Below are 17,027 nucleotides of genomic sequence, written 5' to 3' on the forward strand. Positions count from 1 at the left end.
ATACTCTGCCCAAAATATCCGTGGGGCAGTGAAACTATGGCGGGAAAAAAGGCATCACGCCAGCCTTTCAACATCATGATCGTCGGTCAGGGCGGACGGTTGCAGTACGAAGCCGTGCTGTTTGTGGCCTCTTTGCGCGAAATGTCACCGACGTTCGACGGCCGTTTGATCGTGGCCGAACCCCAGCCCGGCCCGCTGTGGCGCAAGGACCCACGCATGTCGTCGGACATCCGCGCCTTGCTGGAAAGCATGGGCGCGGAAGTCGTTGGTTTTGAAAGCAAGCACTTTGGTGAGAGCTATCCCTACGGTAACAAAATCGAAGGGTTGACTACCTTACCGCCCGGCGAACCCTTCGTCTTTTTTGATACGGACACTGTCATCGTTGGTGACATCATGTCAGTAACATTCGATTTCGAGCAACCTGCCGCATCGATGAAACGCGAAGGGACCTGGCCCGTCGAAGAGCTTTATTGGCCCGGCTACACCGCGATCTGGAAATCGCTCTATGACAAGTTCGGGCTCGAATTCGAAAGCACGCTCGACCTGTCGCAGCCTGACGAATACTGGAAACGTTATCTTTACTTCAACGCCGGGTGGTTTTTCGGGGCTGATCCGGCTGTCTTTGGCGCGCTGTTCCTTGATTACGCACTTTCCGTGCGCGACAGTCCGACCCCGGAAATGGTAATCCAACCGCTTGATCCGTGGCTTGACCAAATCGTTCTACCGCTGGTGATTCACGCGCTTGGCGGCGGGCGTCCGGGGCCTGAACTGTCGGGTCTTGATGGTGACGTGACCTGCCATTACAGGCTTTTGCCCCTGTTTTACGCTCGCGAGGCAGATCACCCCGTCAATACGATGGAAGCTGTCGCCGCGCCCAACAAGATCAAGAAGCACCTCAAGCAATACGAGCCGTTCAAGCGCATGATCTATCAGGCGCGCGGCCGCAAGGTGCGTGATATGTTCGACCGTGACAACCTGCCGGTGAAGGAACAGCAAATCCGGAACAAGATCAAATCTGCCGGTTTCTGGATGCGCTAGGCGCTATTGCGCGAAAATTCCGGCGCTGTCCGCAAAGCCTTTCACTTCGATCGGATTCCCTGACGGGTCGCGGAAGAACATCGTCCATTGTTCACCCGGTTCCCCCTTGAAACGCACAGAGGGGGCGATGATGAAATCTGTCTGGCGCTCTTCCAGCCGACCTGCGAGGGAATTCCAGTCCGACAGGGGCAGCACGACCCCGAAGTGCGGCATCGGCACCATGTGGTCCCCCACCTTGCCGGTCGGCGCGTTCGCGAACGGCTCTCCCAGATGGAGGCTGAGCTGGTGACCAAAAAAATCAAAATCAACCCATGTGTCGGACGACCGACCTTCTGCCGCGCCGAGCCCGTCGGAATAGAATTCCCGTGCTTCGTCCAAATCCCGAACGTGGAAAGCGAAATGGAACGGGTGTGGCATGTTGTTTCCTCATTTGCAGGTCAGCCGTTGAGGCTGCATTCGAAACCATCTAGACCTGCGCTCAACAACTTTCCAAGGGGGAACTACCATGACCGACGGACCATCCTACGGTTTTGATACATTGCAAATCCACGCGGGCGCACGCCCCGATCCAGCGACTGGCGCGCGCCAGGTGCCGATCTATCAAAGCACGGCTTATGTGTTTCGTGATGCCGATCACGCCGCCGCTTTGTTCAATCTGCAAGAGGTCGGCTATATCTATTCGCGCCTGACCAATCCGACTGTTGCAGCGCTTCAGGAACGCATTGCAACATTGGAAGGTGGCGTCGGCGGCGTCTGCTGTTCGTCCGGCCATGCCGCGCAGATCATGGCACTGTTTCCCTTGATGCAACCGGGGATGAATATCGTGGCCTCGTCGCGCCTTTACGGCGGGACGATCACGCAGTTCAGCCAGACGATCAAGCGCTTTGGCTGGTCGGCCAAGTTCGTGGATATGGACGATCACAAGGCTGTCGCGAATGCCATCGACGACAACACCCGCGCGATTTTCTGCGAGGCCATTGCGAATCCGGGCGGCCATATCACCGATCTTGATGCCATCAGCGCAATTTCTGACGAGGCGGGTATCCCCCTGATCGTCGATAACACGACAGCGACCCCCTATCTTGTCCGCCCGATCGAACATGGTGCGACGCTGGTCGTTCACTCGACTACGAAATATCTGACCGGCAATGGCACCGTGACAGGTGGCTGTGTCGTTGACAGCGGCAAATTCGATTGGGCCGCGAACGATAAGTTTCCGTCCCTGTCCCAGCCAGAACCTGCCTATCACGGCATGAAATTTGCCGAGACCTTTGGCCCATTGGCCTTCACCTTCCATGGTATCGCAATCGGTCTTCGCGATCTGGGCATGACTCTGAACCCGCAGGCGGCACACTATACGCTGATGGGCATCGAGACACTGTCGCTGCGGATGGATCGCCATGTCGAGAACGCCGAAAAGATCGCCAAGTGGCTGGAGGCGGATGACCGCATCGATTACGTCACCTATGCCGGGCTGGAAAGTTCGCCTTACTACAAGCTTGGCAAGAAACTTTGCCCGCGCGGTGCTGGCGCGCTGTTCACTGTGGCGGTCAAGGGTGGCTATGACGCTTGTATCAAACTCGTTGATAGTCTTGAGATTTTCAGCCACGTCGCCAACCTTGGCGATGCGCGGTCGCTGATTATCCACTCGGCCTCGACGACCCATCGCCAGTTGACGGCTGAACAGCAAGAGGCCGCAGGAGCCGGTCCGAATATCGTGCGTCTGTCCATTGGAATCGAAGACGCCGACGATCTTATCGCCGATCTTGATCAGGCGCTGTCCAAGGCGACAGCCTGATAGTGCCTTGCCCGCCGGTTGATCCGGCGGGCAAACTCCTTGGCCTGCGCGGGAAACTGCGCTAGTTAGTGACGAGCGGAAATTAGCAGTTTTTCGCCACAGGTTTCGATGCTAAGGCCATCATATGACGCCTAATTTTGCCCTATCGCTTTCGTTTGAAGGCATCCGTCTGTTGCATCGGGTGACGGGCGGGTGGCATTTGGTCGGCGAAGTTGCGCTGGATAACACCGATTTATCAGGTGCTTTGAAGGTACTGCGCAAGACTGCGCTAGAGCTTGACCCCGCTGGATTGCGCACAAAACTGCTGATCCCGAACGAACAAATCAAGTATACCGCGATCGACAGCACGCAGACCGATCTGGACGATGTCCACCACGCGCTGGACGGGCAGACCCCCTATAGCATCCACGATCTTGCGATTGATTTTGACCGCACCGGCGGGCGCACCCATATCGCCGCTGTCGCCCGCGAGACCCTGGACGAAGCCGAGGCCTTTGCCACCGAACATGCGTTTGCGCCGGTTTGTTTCGCTGCGGTCGCGCCCCCGTTCACGTTTAGCACAGAGGTCTTTTTCGGACCGACGAAGGCGTCCAAGGGCATTCTTGGCAATAGCACTCCAGTCGCGCGCGATGACAATCCGGTCGTTGTCATCGGCTCGGTTGCCATGCCCGCCCCCGGAATTGTCGGTAATGATGAACCCACCAGCGAAGTGTCGGCCGTTGAGAGCGATGACACGTCCGAAAGTACGCCTGTCACGCCTTTGATGCTTGAACCCGATGACGCCCCGGCAGAGAACGCGGACGTCGTTTTCAGTTCGCGCCATCGCAGTTCAGAACCCGATGACATTGCCGGCGAACAGGACGACGCAGCGCAAATTAAAGACACTGAAGTAGACGAAGACGAGGCACTGCAGGAAACTGCTCTCACGTCAAAGCCAGAGCCAGAGCCAGAACCAGAGCCAGAGCCAGAGCCAGAGCCAGAGATTGAACCGCTCTTCACGCGCCGTAAAGAGCCGCCGGTTCTTTCGGCAAAACCGTCCGAACCGCCGGTCATGTCTGCTGCCCCCAAGACCGCACCATTCACATCCATTCGTGCGTCCGAAGGCACTGACGTTGCCCCTGCCCCCACGATTGGTGCCGCCGTCGTGCCGGATGCTCCGGGTGAGGCGACCGAATTCAGTTCCATCCGTGCCACAGACGGTGCGGATACGCCGGTTGTCACGCCGCGCATCACCATCGACCGCGCCGAGCGTCGCCCGTTGACAGCCCCGCCGCGTGAAGCGGAAGCGCCCGTCAAGGAAAGTCGCAAGACAGCCGCCAAGAAAGAATCCGAAAACATGACCGTTTTCGGGGCCCGCCCGAAAAGCGAGATCGGTGGCAAGCCGAAGTATCTTGTGCTGATCTTGATGTCAGCCCTGCTGGTCTTCATGCTGCTTGTGGCGTTGTGGGCGAACACGCTGACCGAGGACGGCATTGCGGGTTGGTTCAAGCGTGAACCGCAGTTGATCGAAACTGCGGACGTACCGACACCTGTCATTCAGGCTCCAGAGGTGACCGCGCCGGCCCCGACGACGCAAGAAACCGCCGCCGTTCAGGAACAGGAAGTCGCCCCTGCGCCACCGGTGCTGCGCCAGCCAGCCGGACGTGTCCTTAGCCCTGCAGAAGCAGACCGTATCTATGCGGCGACGGGCGTCTACCAACGCGCGCCCCGTCTGCCGCTGACACCGGAAGAAACCACGCTTGATGGGCTTTCAGAGGCCACGGCGATTGTCGCGGCTGACAGGATTGTGCAGCCAGCGATGCCCGACTCCCATGTCGTGTTCTCGGACGCGCCCCTGACGACACCTTCCAATCCACCGCCCCTTGGCGTTGAGTTTGCGCGTGATTTGCGTGGCTTCATTCTAGCCACACCAGAAGGCACGGTTACACCGGACGGAGCAATTGTGATTGCAGGACGTCCTGAGGCGGTGCCGCCATTGCGGCCGGGCACCCCAGTGACCGCACCTGCGCCAGCGGCCGAGCCAGCCGTCGCGGCCCCGGCTGCCCGTAATGGCCTGATCCTGATTGCCGGCCGTCCACCTATCGTGCCCCCCTTGCGCCCTGATGACCTTGCGCCTGAGGACGAAGCCGCGGTCGAAGAGTTACCTGCGCCTCAAGTCAACGAAACGGATGTCGCGGAAGCGATTGAGGAACCTGATCAGTCCGACGCCACTGCAGAAGACGTGATCCTTGTGACGGGCCGCCCACAACTGGTGCCGCCGGTGCGTCCGACGGCCTTTGCAGCACTCGCACCGCCGTCGGTTGAAAATGCCGTCGTCAACGTAAACCCGACCGACATCCTGTCTGCCTCCGGTCTTTCGCTGGCCACCTTCCGGCCCAGCGTTCGGCCCGGTGATCTGGCACCGGCGCAAGAGGAAGTGGTCGCAACGATCATCTCTGACCCGACACTTGCCGGTTTCCGGCCTTCCGTGCGTCCTGATGGCTTGGCCCCTGAAGACGTGCCGGAAGAAGCTGAAGAGCCCGCCGAAGAAACGCCGAGCAACGATATCAACAGCGTGATTGCCGCGATTGCCCAATCTGCCCCGCCCAGCCCGATTGTGAATGCAACGGCGCAGGCGATTGCCACGTCACCGCGCCCCGGATCACGGCCTAGTAATTTCAGCCGCACTGTTGCGCGTGCCACGGCAGTTGCACAACAACAACAGCAGCAGCCTGCACCACAGCAAGCGGCTCCGGCTGCGACTGCCCCCACGACACAAGTTTCATCTGCACCGGCGCAGCCAACAGGTGCCGTCCCCGGCGGTGTGGCACGTGCCGCAACAGTCGACAATGCGATCCGCCTGCGCGACATCAACCTGATTGGTGTTTACGGCCGCCCGAACGACCGTCGCGCACTGATCCGGCTTGGCAATGGGCGCTACGTTAAGGTTGAGGTCGGCAGTAGCCTTGACGGCGGTCGCGTGACTGCGATTGGCGACAGCGCACTCAATTACGTCAAACGTGGACGTACTTACGCGCTGCAGCTGCCATCTGGCTAGTTCTGCATTGCTGTTGTCTGAACTGAGCGGCATAGAAGAACTATGGAAACCTTTCTTTTTCAAGCCGCAATCTATCTGGGTGCCGCCGTCATTGCGGTGCCGCTGGCGGCCCGTCTGGGACTTGGTTCGGTTCTTGGATATCTGCTTGCCGGGATCGTTATTGGTCCGCTGACCGGTCTGGTCGGGACAGAGGCCAAGGACATCCAGCATTTCGCCGAATTCGGCGTCGTCGTCATGCTTTTCCTGATTGGGCTCGAACTGGAACCGCGTGCACTTTGGGATATGCGCCACAAGCTGCTTGGGCTTGGTGGCCTGCAGATCACCATCACGATGGTCCTGATCACCACGGGTGCCATGGCTTTGGGATATGAATGGGAAGTCGGGATCGCCATCGGCATGATCTTCGCCCTTTCGTCTACTGCCATCGTCCTGCAAACCCTGTCCGAGAAAGGCCTGATGCAGACCAGCGGCGGACGTTCGACATTCTCTGTCCTGTTGTCGCAGGATATTGCTGTTATCCCGATGCTGGCCTTGCTGCCATTGCTGGTCGTCACATCACCGATGCGCATTACTGCTGATGGATCACTAGAGCGCGCGGCCGAAGACGAAGCCCACCATACCATGAGCCTCGTTGAAGGTCTGCCCGGTTGGGGTGTGACGCTTGTGACGGTAGGCGCGGTTGCGGCGATCATTCTGGTCGGCGTCTATCTGACGCGCCCAGTCTTTCGCTATATCCACCATGCACGCCTGCGGGAGATGTATACGGCACTGGCCCTTTTGATGGTTGTGTCGATTGCGGTGCTGATGTCTTTGGTCGGCTTGTCGCCGGCGCTTGGCACCTTTCTTGCCGGTGTGGTGCTTGCGAACTCTGAATTCCGGCATGAGCTGGAAAGCGACCTTGAGCCGTTCAAGGGTTTACTGCTTGGCTTGTTCTTTATCACCGTGGGAGCAGGCATCAATTTCGGCCTGTTGTTCAATGAACCCGGGCGTATCCTCGGGCTGACCGTCGGGATGATGCTGATCAAGGGCGTCATCCTGTTTGCGCTTGCCGTGATCTTCAAGATCAAGGGCAAGGATCGCTGGCTGTTCACGCTTGGTCTGGCGCAGGCCGGTGAATTCGGTTTCGTGCTGGTGTCCTTTTCGTCGCAACAGGGCGTGCTGAATGCGGGGCTGTCAAATATACTGCTTCTCGTCATCGCCCTGTCGATGTTGATTACGCCGTTGCTGTTCATCGCATACGACTGGCTAAGCCGTCGCATGACAGATGATCCGGACGCGGAAGAGGACGAGATTGACGAGGTCGGCCCCGTCATCATCGCTGGAATCGGGCGCTTTGGTCAGATCGTGAACCGGTTGGTGCAAAGTGCCGGGTTCAAGACCGTGGTGATCGACAACGATCTGCCGACCGTGCAGATGATGCGCAAATTCGGTTTCCGTGGCTTCTTTGGCGATCCATCCCGTCCTGATCTATTGAATGCAGCAGGCTTGCAGGATGCGCGTGTGCTTGTCGTTGCACTTGATGATCGGGCGGCCGCGAACCGGCTTGTCGCCTATGCCCGAAAGCAGCGACCGAATATGCACATCGTCGCACGTGCGCATGACCGCGTGCATGTCTATGAACTTTACAGTGCTGGCGCAGACGACATCGTACGCGAGATGTTTGATAGCTCGCTGCGTGCGGGACGTTACGTTCTTGAGAACATGGGTTTGACGGAATACGAAGCGGCAGAGGCGGAAACGACCTTTTACCACCACGACCGTGAAGGGCTGAAGGAACTTGCGGCCCTTTGGAAGCCGGGGGTGCCGGTCACGGATAATCCGGAATATGTCGCCCGCGCGAAAGAGTTGAACAACGAACTTGAAACGGCCCTTGCGGCAAACGTCCAAGCGAATAGCAACAAGAAGGCGGCAGAGTAAGCCGAACGCTGACGCTTTATCCGTCGCTGACCCCTGCTTCGGCGAAGGTTGCCATGCCGGAATGGCACGCGACCGCAGCTTGCAGAATTCCAATCGCCAAAGCTGCACCGGACCCCTCGCCAAGGCGCAGGCCGAAGTTCAGCAGTGGTTCCTTGCCCAGCTCTTTCAACAGACGCCTGTGCGCGCCTTCTGCGGAAAGATGCCCCGCGACCGTATGATCAAGCGCACCATCGCAGGCCTTGAACAGGACAGCGGCAGCGGATGTGCAGATGAAGCCATCCAAGATGACGGGGATGCGATGCGTTCGCGCCGCAGCAATCGCACCGACGATCCCGGCAAGCTCGCGACCGCCGACGCAGCGCAAAGCTTCGAGTGGGTCAGACGTGTCATGCAGCATAAGCGCCTTGGCGACCGCCTCTGTCTTGCGGGCCAGGCCAGCGTCATCAACGCCAGTGCCACGCCCCGTCCAATCCGCCGCGTTGCCGCCAAGAAGGGCGCAGGCCAACGCAGCAGCGGCTGTCGTGTTGCCGATACCCATTTCGCCGGCAACAAGCAGATCTGACTCAGGATCAACCGCGTTCCAGCCGGTTTGCAGAGCCGTGACAACCTCTGCCTCGGTCATGGCGGGGGCGGTCGTGAAATCGGCGGTGGGCGTATCAAGCGCCATTGCGTAGACGGTCATCTTCGCGCCAAAGGTTTTGGACAGCTGATTGATCGCGGCACCGCCATGTTCGAAATTGGCAACCATCTGTGCTGTGACTTCTGCAGGAAATGCGGAAACGCCTTGCGCACAAACGCCGTGGTTGCCTGCAAAAATGACGACCTGCGGATGTTCAAGGGTCGGCTTCGGATTGCCGCGCCAGCCCGCATACCATATCGCGAGATCCTCAAGGCGTCCAAGTGCCCCCGGCGGTTTGGTCAGTTGGCCATTGCGCTGGTTCGCACCGGCGATTGCGTCGCTGTCTACCACCGTCTGCGCGGCAAGGATGGTGCGAAATGAATCAAGGGTATCGAAAGCGGCCGTCATCTATGTCCTCGTTGCAGAAGTCCTTGCACCTGTCTAACGATGAAGTTTGGGAAGAAAAGGACAACAACGACCACATGGGACAAAAACCCGCAACGCCCGTTTGGGTCCACGATATCGCGACTGCCTTCGGTCTTCTGACCCGCGTTCCCGTCGCCTTGGATCCCGATGTCGCCATGGCGCGCAGTGCCGTGTCGGCCTGGGCCTATCCTGTCGTCGGCTTGATCCTTGGTGGTCTTGGCCTGCTTCTGTTCACGCTTTGCCAAGTTATCGGCTTGCCGCCACTGGTCGCGTTGATTTTCATGTTGGCTTTCAACGTTGTCGTGACCGGCGCCATGCACGAAGACGGGCTCGCCGATGCCGTTGATGGCCTTTGGGGTGGTTGGACAATCGAGCGGCGTCTGGAAATCATGAAAGACAGTCGCATCGGCGTCTACGGTGTTTGCGCGTTACTCTTGGCATTCCTTATCAAGGTTGCGGCTTTGGCCGAACTTGCCCTGACCCCACTATTTGCGCTGGCGGTTGTTGGTGCAGCAGGATTGTCGCGCGCTGCAATGGTGACGCTGATGCATCATCTGCCCAACGCGCGCGGTCGCGGGCTAAGCAGAAGCGTCGGACACGTACCGGTCAAATCAATGTGGTTTGCCTTGGCGATTGCGATCAGTGCCACGCTTTTGTTCGGGTTGCTGGTCGGTCATCCCGCAGCAGCCATCCTTATGGTCATCAGCGTGACTATTGCCGCTGCACTATGTGGCATGATTGCCCGTCGCAAGATCAACGGGCAGACCGGCGATATCCTTGGGGCCACACAACAGGTTTGCGAAATTGTCGCGTTGGTCGTCGCAAGCGCGTTTGCTTACTGACAAGCAATCGCGGCAACAAAGGCAGAGCGGCTGGTGTCCGTTCCAATCTGGCGCGTTTGAAAGCTGCCGTCATAAGTAACCGCGAGAAGTTGGGACCAGTCTGCGCTGGCCACGATCATTTCCGGTCCTTGCCCGCAGTCGCGCACGCCACCGGCGATGTCGCGCTCTCCGATGCGGTGGTTCGTGACACCTGGCAAAGCAGCCTCTTCAAGCAACTGATCGCCTTGAATGCTGACGATGCGGAGCGTTTTTGCAAGATGCGGGCGATCCACATACGCGATCTCTATCGTGCCGTCGCCGTCCAGATCGGCTGCACCAATCGGTGCCAGCCATCTGTTCGCCGTTCCAATATAAGGGGTCGCCGCAACTACGCTCATCATGTCTGGAAAGCCATTTTCCATCGGATCGTTCGGTTCAGCATATACGATCAGCTGCGCACCTTTTGACACACTGCTGCGCACTGCGATCACTTCGGCAACCCCGTCACCGTCCATGTCGGCAAGACGTGGAGCCGTATCCTCGTACACGTGGTCTTCGCCAGCCCATGCAAAGAAGACTCCACAGGTGTTCCATGTGCGGCTGGAGCGCAGCCGGATGCGCGTTCCCTCGATCGCATCGCCAAGAACGCCGTGCTGATATGCATCGCTTGGATCGGCATACCACACCAGCGCCTCGGTCCCGTCGGCGTTGTAGGTCGCGCCAAGAAGCGGATCAGGTTCAGGGAAGATCGCGCAGGCAGAAATCGGGCCAGCCATCGCAGTAAGCGAAATGGCCAGCGCGATCCGCATCAGATTTGCTTTTCAGGCATCTGCACCCGCAGGCCGTCAAGATCGTCCGTCACTTTCAATTGGCATGTCAGGCGCGACCGCTCTGGATCAGGCTCGTAAGCGAAATCGAGCATGTCTTCTTCCATTGCATCTTTGGCGGGCAGTTTTTCCACCCAAGCTGGGTCGACGTAGACATGGCACGTCGAACAGGCGCAGGCACCGCCACAGTCGGCTTCGATCCCGGGAATCCCGTTGTCGCGTGCGCCTTCCATGACCGTCAGGCCATTCGCCACATCCACAACATGTTCGGTTCCGCCGTGTTCGACGTATGTAATCTTGGCCATCAGAGCTTTCCTATCCGCTTTCGTCCCGGTGTTTCTAAGCAGTTGATGTGGCCTCTGCCAGCATGAAATCAACTCTGCTGGGTGCCCGTGGGGACAACATGTTGCCGATGTGATGCAAGTGCGCTTTGGAAACGCGCTGAATTGCGCTAGAACCATACAAAACTATGGTGGCCGAGCAGACCATGACCGCAAAATATATCAGTGTTCTGGGCGTGATTGCCCTGACGGCCTGTGGCCCGCAGCCCGGCGTCGAGCAGCCCACACAAAGCAGCGCAGACGAGGTTATCACGCTTGGTGCGATTGAAACCTCGACCTCTGGCGCGTGCTTTGCAAAGACCGCAGGACCAACCGAAACAGTCGTGATCGAGGAATTGCTTGAAGTTGCGCCGGCGGTCAAAGATCGCAACGGCGTCGTGGTGTCACCTGCCGTCTTCCGCAATGTGTCGCGACCCGCGACCAATACCGTGGGTGACGGTGAACGGTTTGAAACCGTCTGCCCCCCTGCATTGACCCCTGCCTTTGTCGCAACGCTGCAAAGAGCAATGATCACGCGACGCGCCTACAGCGGCGCGGTAAATGGACAGTATGACACTGCTACGGGCCTTGCCGTGCAGCGGTTCCAGCGGGAACAAGGCATCGACAGCCCCTATCTTGCCGTCAGCACAGCGCGACAGCTTGGCGTGCTTGCCGTGGAGCGCGACAGCCTCTAGTCCCAAGGGAAAAGGCGCGTCCCGAAGGTCGCGCCTTTTGTTTGTGTTGTGAGGTGGGCTTATTCTTCGAGAACAAGCGCCACGAAGCGCGGGTCTCCGCCACGGCGCACCAGCAACAAGAGCGACTTGCGACCAGCGTCCCGTGCTTCCTCGATGCGGGCCTCGAAATCCTCGACAGAGGTAATCTTCTGCTGGCCGGCTTCGGTGATCAGATCACCTTCGAGAAGGCCTTTGGATGCCGCTTCGGAGTCCGGATCAATTGACGTGATGACCAGACCTTCATCAGCGGAAAGCCCGTACTGCTCGGTCAGCTCTTCCGTTATCGGTGACAACGTCAGGCCAAGGATTTCCGCTTCTTCAGGGGACTCCGTTGACTCATCGGATGCCGGAAAGGCAACCGCTTCGGATGTTTCACGGCGACCCAGAACCACGGTCAGCGCTTCCGTTTCACCGTCACGTAGAACGATGACGGGGACTTCTTTACCGACCGGCGAATTGCCGACGATGCGCACCAGTTCGCGGGTGTCTTCGATTTCAATCTCGTCAAAGGTCGTGATCACGTCACCGGCAAGCATGCCCGCATCAAGCGCTGGACCTGCTGGGACATCAGTGACCAATGCGCCACGTGCGGATTCCAGTCCTTCAATGGCATCGACCATATCAGGCGTCACATCCTGAATACGAACACCAAGCCAGCCCCGGCGGGTTTCACCGAACTCGATCAGCTGGTCGACAACGTTTGTCACAACGGCAGAGGACATCGCGAAGCCGATGCCGATGGAACCACCGTTCGGAGACAGGATTGCCGTGTTCACGCCAATGACTTCACCATCCATATTGAACAGCGGGCCGCCGGAGTTACCGCGGTTGATCGCGGCATCCGTCTGGATGTAGTCGTCATAAGTGCCTTGCAGCGACCGGTTGCGGGCCGAGACGATGCCTGCGGATACAGAAAAGCCCTGCCCCAGCGGGTTGCCCATGGCCATGACCCAGTCACCAACGCGGGCACCTTCGGAATTGCTGTCTCCGAACTCCACATATGGCAGGTCTTCCAGATCAACCTTCAGCACGGCGATATCGGTGTTGGGATCGGTTCCGACCAATTCGGCAGGCACAGCTTCTTCGCCACCCGGAAAGAATTCGATCAGGATTTCGTCAGCACCCTCGATCACGTGATTGTTGGTGACGATATAGCCGTCAGCGGAAATGACGAAACCGGAGCCAAGCGCGGATGAGCGGCGCTGGCGATCACCGTCACCGCGATCAAGGTCGTTGAAGAAATCCTCGAACGGAGATCCTTCGGGGACAATGCCTTGCGGGCCGGTGCGACCTGCAACAGTAGTCGAGGTCGTGATATTGACCACGGCCGGGCTAATCTGCTCGGCCAGATCGGCGAATGTTTCGGGGCGCTGTTGCGCGTAACCCGGCATGGCTTGGGCGAACAGAAGTGCAAGTGCCAGCGTGAGGGCAGCCAGCAGGCTTGCAAGTGGCCCGGTGCTGTCAGCGGGTCGTGATTGAAGTGCGATTGCCTGGGATTTCACGGCAAGCTCCTTTGGATTTCAGTGATTTCCTGAAAGTGAATGTAGGACGACAAAGACGCAACTCAAACCTCGTTCAAGCCCGCGTGAATGATATGTGCATTCTTCGTGACATGACGCAGGGGTATTTAACCTGATTTATATGCCCGGGAGGACTGTCGCCGCAATCCAAACCAGCGCCACACCGCTGGCCAAGGCGACGACTCCGACGATCCGACGTTGTTCAAGGCTCAGGTTGCGAAGTGCTGCAAGCAGATCTTCGACAAGCGAAGGGGCCAGTGCGTACACCAGCCCCTCGACGATCAAGACCAACCCGAGGGCCAGAATGATGTAACCTATGATCATTCAGATGCAGCGAGTCCCTGATCAGATTTCAGATAATTGAAGAATTCACTATCTGGTGAAAGGACCATCGTGGAGTTTCCGGGGGTCAATGATTTGCCGTAAGCTTCCATCGACCGGTAGAATTCAAAGAATTCCGGGTCCGCACCGAAGGAATCTGCAAAAATCCGGTTTCGTTCCGCATCTGCCTCACCACGAATGATCAGCGACTGACGATTCGCATCAGATTCAAGTTCGACCACGGTCCTGTCAGCGGCAGCCTGAATGGCCTGCTGGGCCTCACGACCACGCGCGCGCAAATCTGCGGCTTCCTCGTCCCGTTCAGCGATCATACGGGCAAATGTTGCCGTTTGGTTTTCCTGCGGCAGGTCGGTGCGCTTCAGACGGACGTCGATGATGGTCAGACCAAGGTTTTCGGCCCGCGCATCCGCACGATCACGAATACGGTTCATCAGCGTCACACGATCGACCGACAGGATGTCGTTTGACGTCACCGAACCCAGCACCTCACGGATACTGTCGTCCAGAACCAGATCAAGCGAGCGTTCAGCGTTCTGCTGACCGCCGGCACCGACGGCCTGACGGAACTTGGTGACATTTTCGATGCGATAACGCGCGAAAGCATCAACGATCAGGATGCGCTGGTCTTCCGGCGTAACCCGGATCGGATCGGGGTCACGGGACAAGATCAGGTCGGAATACCGCACGACTTCGTCGATAAACGGTGCCTTGAAGGCAAGGCCCGGCTCTTCCTGCACCTGAACGACACGACCAAAGCGCAATACCAGCGCCTTTTCACGTTCGTCCACGATGAACAGGGATGACAAGCCCACGAAGATCAGAATTGCCAGAAGTGGCAGAAGTAGAAGTGAGCGGTTCATCAGTTCGACCCTCCGGAGCGGCGTAGTTCGTTAAGCGGGAGGTATGGCACGACGCTCTGGCTTCCCTCGCCGCCTGTTTCATCAAGCAGGATCAGATCGACGCCGCCCAGGACACGTTCCATCGTCTCAAGGTAAATCCGCTTGCGCGTTACCTCAGGGGCCAGTTCATACTGTTCAAGTACGGCCGAGAAACGCGAGGCTTCACCCAATGCATTGTTGACCACCTCAGCGCGATATCCTTCGGCTTCTTCAAGAATGGCCGCAGCTTCACCGCGGGCTTCGGCAACGACCCGGTTGGCATATGCGTCAGCGACGTTTTGTAAACGGACGCGTTCCTGTTGGGCGTTCTGTACTTCACGGAACGCATCAAAGGGAGAGCGGCGCATGGTGACCATATCGCCACTGTCATTCATGGCAGTGACTTCTACCTGAATGTCAGGCGCTTCCGCCTTGTTGAAGTTCACGCGGACGATGTTCACGCCGCTATCGTATTCATCAAGTGTCGATTGGATGAGCGATTGCAGCCGTTCAGCGATCGCACCACGGTTGGTGTTCAGAATTGGCGTCAGCTCTGATTGGGCGATAATTTCGCGCATGGCAGATTCAGACACGGCACGGATCGTGCGTTCCGGATCGGCCAGCGTGAACCGGTACCGCGCGGGATCGATAATGTTCCACACGACCTGAAAGTCGATATCCACGATGTTTTCATCGCCCGTCAGCATCAGACCGGCGTCCTGCCCGGTGGTGGACGTACCGATGTCGATCCGTTGTTCCTGCGTGACCGGAACTTTTTCGTAGGTCACGACGGGCCAAGGCGCAAAGTTAAGGCCAGGTTCCCCAACTTCGGAAAACTCACCGAAGAACAGCTCTACCGAGCGTTCTTCCGGGTTCACGCGGTAGAACGAGTTCCACGCCCAGAATAACAAGAGCAATATAAGACCACCGAAGACGACCATCTTCGTCGGGAATGGCGGTTCGCTTCCTGCACCAGCGCCGCCGCCTTTGCCGCCGCCCATCAGGACGCGCAACTGTTCGCGACCCTTGTTTACAAGATCGTCGATCTCGGGGATCTGAGGTCCGTCGTTACCGCCGCCGGGACGACCCGGCGGGCGCCGCCGATCATCATCATCGCCACGATTTCCGCCGTTGTTTCCGCCGCCCCCCCAGGGGCCACCGTTATTACCTGCCATCTGTCAGTCAATTCCTTACTGAATTGCCCCGGACGGGGCCGTCATGATTCAAAATGTGCCCTGAAGCCGCTTTTTCAAGCGGTTCGCATGGGTTCTTTCATCGTCACAAGTTCTTCTGCCATTGTGGGGTGAACTGCAACCACTGCGTCAAAGTCTTCTTTAGTTGCACCCATCTTGACTGCGATGCCAGCGAGCTGAATCATTTCTCCCGCGTGCTCTGCGACGATATGACAGCCAAGCACCTTGCGGGTGTCCTGGCAAACGATGAGTTTCATCAGTACGCGATCACTGCGACCGGCAAACGCCTGCTGCATCGGCTTGAAGCTGGTACAATAGACCTCTATCGGGCCTTCGTCGCGGGCTTGCTCCTCTGTTTTTCCGATTGTGCCAAGTTCGGGCTGCGTGAACACGGCAGACGGGATCAGGTCGTGATCAATCGGTGTCGGGTTGCCCTTGAACACGGTTTCCACGAATGCCATCGCTTCGCGGATCGCGACCGGAGTAAGCTGCACACGGTTTGTGACGTCTCCGATGGCATAGATCGATGGCACCTTGCTCTGGCTGTATTCATCGACGACAACCTCGCCACCCCGCCCCAGTTCGACGCCTGCTTCCTCCAGTCCCATGTTGCCGGTGTTTGGTGCCCGACCTGTGGCGAACAGCACGTGGTCGAAGACTCGCTCTGTTCCGTTGGTGGCCTTGACCCAGATCGGGCCTTTGGCCTTTTCGCGGGTGTCACTTTTCGGGTTTTCAGAGATGTCTTTGGCATGTTGCGCACTTGCGCCCATCGTCGCATCCGATCCTGTCGGAGTCGGGTCGTCGTTGCGCTCATCTGCGGGGGCCATTTCGACGATATCTGTTCCAAGGTGCACATCGATGCCATGCGCGTTCATCGACTCTGCCAGAAGTCCGCGCGCTTCGTCGTCAAAGCCGCGCAGGATCTGGGCCCCGCGATAGTATTGCGTCACTTCCACGCCAAGCCCGTTGAGAATGCACGCAAATTCACACGCGATGTAACCGCCGCCGATGATCAGAATTGATTTTGGCTTTTCCTCCATCAGGAAGATGTCGTTGGACACGATCCCCAAATCAGCGTTTGGCAGATCGGGTCGCACCGGATGACCACCGGTTGCAACCAATACGTGCTTGGCAGTGACCGTCTTGTCGCCGACCTGCACGGTATGCGCATCTTTCAGCGTCGCGCGGGCATCGAAAATCTCGACATCGGAACTGTTCAGAAGTTTGCGATAGACCCCTTCGAGCCGGTCAAGTTCATCATGCAGTTTCGATCGGAATGCGGGCCAGTCAAAATTACCGATGCTGGCATCCCAACCAAATGCCTGCGCATCTTCGACCGCTGCGGGATAGCCGCTGGCAAAAACCATCAGCTTCTTGGGCACGCAGCCCCGGATCACGCAGGTGCCGCCCATGCGGTATTCTTCGGCAAGTGCGACCTTTGCCCCACCCGAGGATGCGACTCGCGCCGCTCTTACTCCGCCGGAACCGCCACCGATGACAAAAAGGTCGTAGTCAAAAGCCATGTCGCGATTCCAGTCCTGTCGGTGTTCTGTCGGG

At 58.3% G+C, this 17,027-nt stretch carries 15 protein-coding genes; 6 read left to right on the forward strand and 9 right to left on the reverse strand.

Annotation, left to right across the window (positions count from 1 at the left end; all coding sequences use genetic code 11):
- Nucleotides 1-36: 36 nt before the first annotated feature.
- Nucleotides 37-1,038: a hypothetical protein gene (locus BMY44_RS08270; RefSeq protein WP_089992646.1), complete on the forward strand. Its 1,002-nt coding sequence runs from the start codon at nt 37-39 to the stop codon at nt 1,036-1,038.
- A gap of 3 nt (nt 1,039-1,041) precedes the next feature.
- Here BMY44_RS08270 and BMY44_RS08275 read toward each other — a convergent pair whose 3' ends face one another.
- Entirely contained in the window at nt 1,042-1,455 is a 414-nt protein-coding gene (locus BMY44_RS08275) for a VOC family protein (RefSeq protein WP_089992647.1), read from the reverse strand.
- Nucleotides 1,456-1,543: 88 nt separating this feature from the next.
- Here BMY44_RS08275 and BMY44_RS08280 point away from each other — a divergent pair, with 88 nt between their 5' ends.
- The 3 genes from BMY44_RS08280 to BMY44_RS08290 all read left to right on the forward strand — a co-directional run bounded on the left by BMY44_RS08280 (nt 1,544) and on the right by BMY44_RS08290 (nt 7,790).
- Nucleotides 1,544-2,836 carry an O-acetylhomoserine aminocarboxypropyltransferase/cysteine synthase family protein gene (locus BMY44_RS08280; RefSeq protein ID WP_089992650.1) on the forward strand — a complete coding sequence of 431 codons (1,293 nt, stop codon included), beginning with the start codon at nt 1,544-1,546 and terminating at the stop codon, nt 2,834-2,836.
- A gap of 124 nt (nt 2,837-2,960) precedes the next feature.
- The gene (locus tag BMY44_RS08285) at nt 2,961-5,873 is read left to right on the forward strand and encodes a hypothetical protein (protein WP_089992652.1); all 2,913 of its coding nucleotides are present in this window, start codon (nt 2,961-2,963) and stop codon (nt 5,871-5,873) included.
- Between the two features lie 42 nt (nt 5,874-5,915).
- Nucleotides 5,916-7,790, forward strand: a complete 1,875-nt coding sequence (locus BMY44_RS08290; protein ID WP_089992656.1) for a monovalent cation:proton antiporter-2 (CPA2) family protein — start codon at nt 5,916-5,918, stop codon at nt 7,788-7,790.
- Nucleotides 7,791-7,806: 16 nt separating this feature from the next.
- On the opposite strand, the gene cobT is transcribed toward BMY44_RS08290, so the two are convergent.
- Nucleotides 7,807-8,817 carry a nicotinate-nucleotide--dimethylbenzimidazole phosphoribosyltransferase gene (gene cobT / locus BMY44_RS08295; protein WP_089992658.1) on the reverse strand — a complete coding sequence of 337 codons (1,011 nt, stop codon included), beginning with the start codon at nt 8,815-8,817 and terminating at the stop codon, nt 7,807-7,809.
- A gap of 74 nt (nt 8,818-8,891) precedes the next feature.
- On the opposite strand from cobT, the gene BMY44_RS08300 reads away from it, so the two are divergent.
- Nucleotides 8,892-9,677, forward strand: a complete 786-nt coding sequence (locus BMY44_RS08300) for an adenosylcobinamide-GDP ribazoletransferase (RefSeq protein WP_089994695.1) — start codon at nt 8,892-8,894, stop codon at nt 9,675-9,677.
- Here BMY44_RS08300 and BMY44_RS08305 read toward each other — a convergent pair.
- Complete coding sequence (locus tag BMY44_RS08305) at nt 9,671-10,465, reverse strand: FG-GAP repeat domain-containing protein (protein ID WP_089992660.1); 795 nt, start codon at nt 10,463-10,465, stop codon at nt 9,671-9,673. The genes BMY44_RS08300 and BMY44_RS08305 overlap by 7 nt on opposite strands.
- Nucleotides 10,465-10,788, reverse strand: a complete 324-nt coding sequence (locus BMY44_RS08310; protein WP_089992663.1) for a 2Fe-2S iron-sulfur cluster-binding protein — start codon at nt 10,786-10,788, stop codon at nt 10,465-10,467. Before BMY44_RS08310 ends, BMY44_RS08305 begins: the two co-directional genes overlap by 1 nt.
- 182 nt (nt 10,789-10,970) lie before the next feature.
- Here BMY44_RS08310 and BMY44_RS08315 point away from each other — a divergent pair, with 182 nt between their 5' ends.
- Nucleotides 10,971-11,498 carry a peptidoglycan-binding domain-containing protein gene (locus BMY44_RS08315; protein ID WP_165611806.1) on the forward strand — a complete coding sequence of 176 codons (528 nt, stop codon included), beginning with the start codon at nt 10,971-10,973 and terminating at the stop codon, nt 11,496-11,498.
- A gap of 59 nt (nt 11,499-11,557) precedes the next feature.
- Here BMY44_RS08315 and BMY44_RS08320 read toward each other — a convergent pair whose 3' ends face one another.
- The 5 genes from BMY44_RS08320 to BMY44_RS08340 form a co-directional block, all read right to left on the reverse strand.
- Nucleotides 11,558-13,039 carry a Do family serine endopeptidase gene (locus BMY44_RS08320; RefSeq protein WP_089992668.1) on the reverse strand — a complete coding sequence of 494 codons (1,482 nt, stop codon included), beginning with the start codon at nt 13,037-13,039 and terminating at the stop codon, nt 11,558-11,560.
- A 135-nt stretch (nt 13,040-13,174) separates the two neighbouring features.
- On the reverse strand, nt 13,175-13,375 hold the full coding sequence (locus tag BMY44_RS08325; protein WP_089994698.1) for a DUF2065 domain-containing protein: 201 nt from the start codon (nt 13,373-13,375) through the stop codon (nt 13,175-13,177).
- Between the two features lie 2 nt (nt 13,376-13,377).
- Nucleotides 13,378-14,259 carry a protease modulator HflC gene (hflC, locus tag BMY44_RS08330; RefSeq protein ID WP_089992671.1) on the reverse strand — a complete coding sequence of 294 codons (882 nt, stop codon included), beginning with the start codon at nt 14,257-14,259 and terminating at the stop codon, nt 13,378-13,380.
- On the reverse strand, nt 14,259-15,452 hold the full coding sequence (hflK, locus tag BMY44_RS08335; RefSeq protein ID WP_089992675.1) for an FtsH protease activity modulator HflK: 1,194 nt from the start codon (nt 15,450-15,452) through the stop codon (nt 14,259-14,261). Before hflK ends, hflC begins: the two co-directional genes overlap by 1 nt.
- A 74-nt stretch (nt 15,453-15,526) precedes the next feature.
- A complete protein-coding gene (locus tag BMY44_RS08340) occupies nt 15,527-16,993 on the reverse strand; it encodes an FAD-dependent oxidoreductase (protein ID WP_089992678.1) in 1,467 nt (488 codons plus the stop codon).
- Nucleotides 16,994-17,027: the final 34 nt, after the last annotated feature.

It is taken from the genome of Cognatiyoonia koreensis (genome assembly GCF_900109295.1).
Lineage (GTDB): Bacteria > Pseudomonadota > Alphaproteobacteria > Rhodobacterales > Rhodobacteraceae > Cognatiyoonia > Cognatiyoonia koreensis.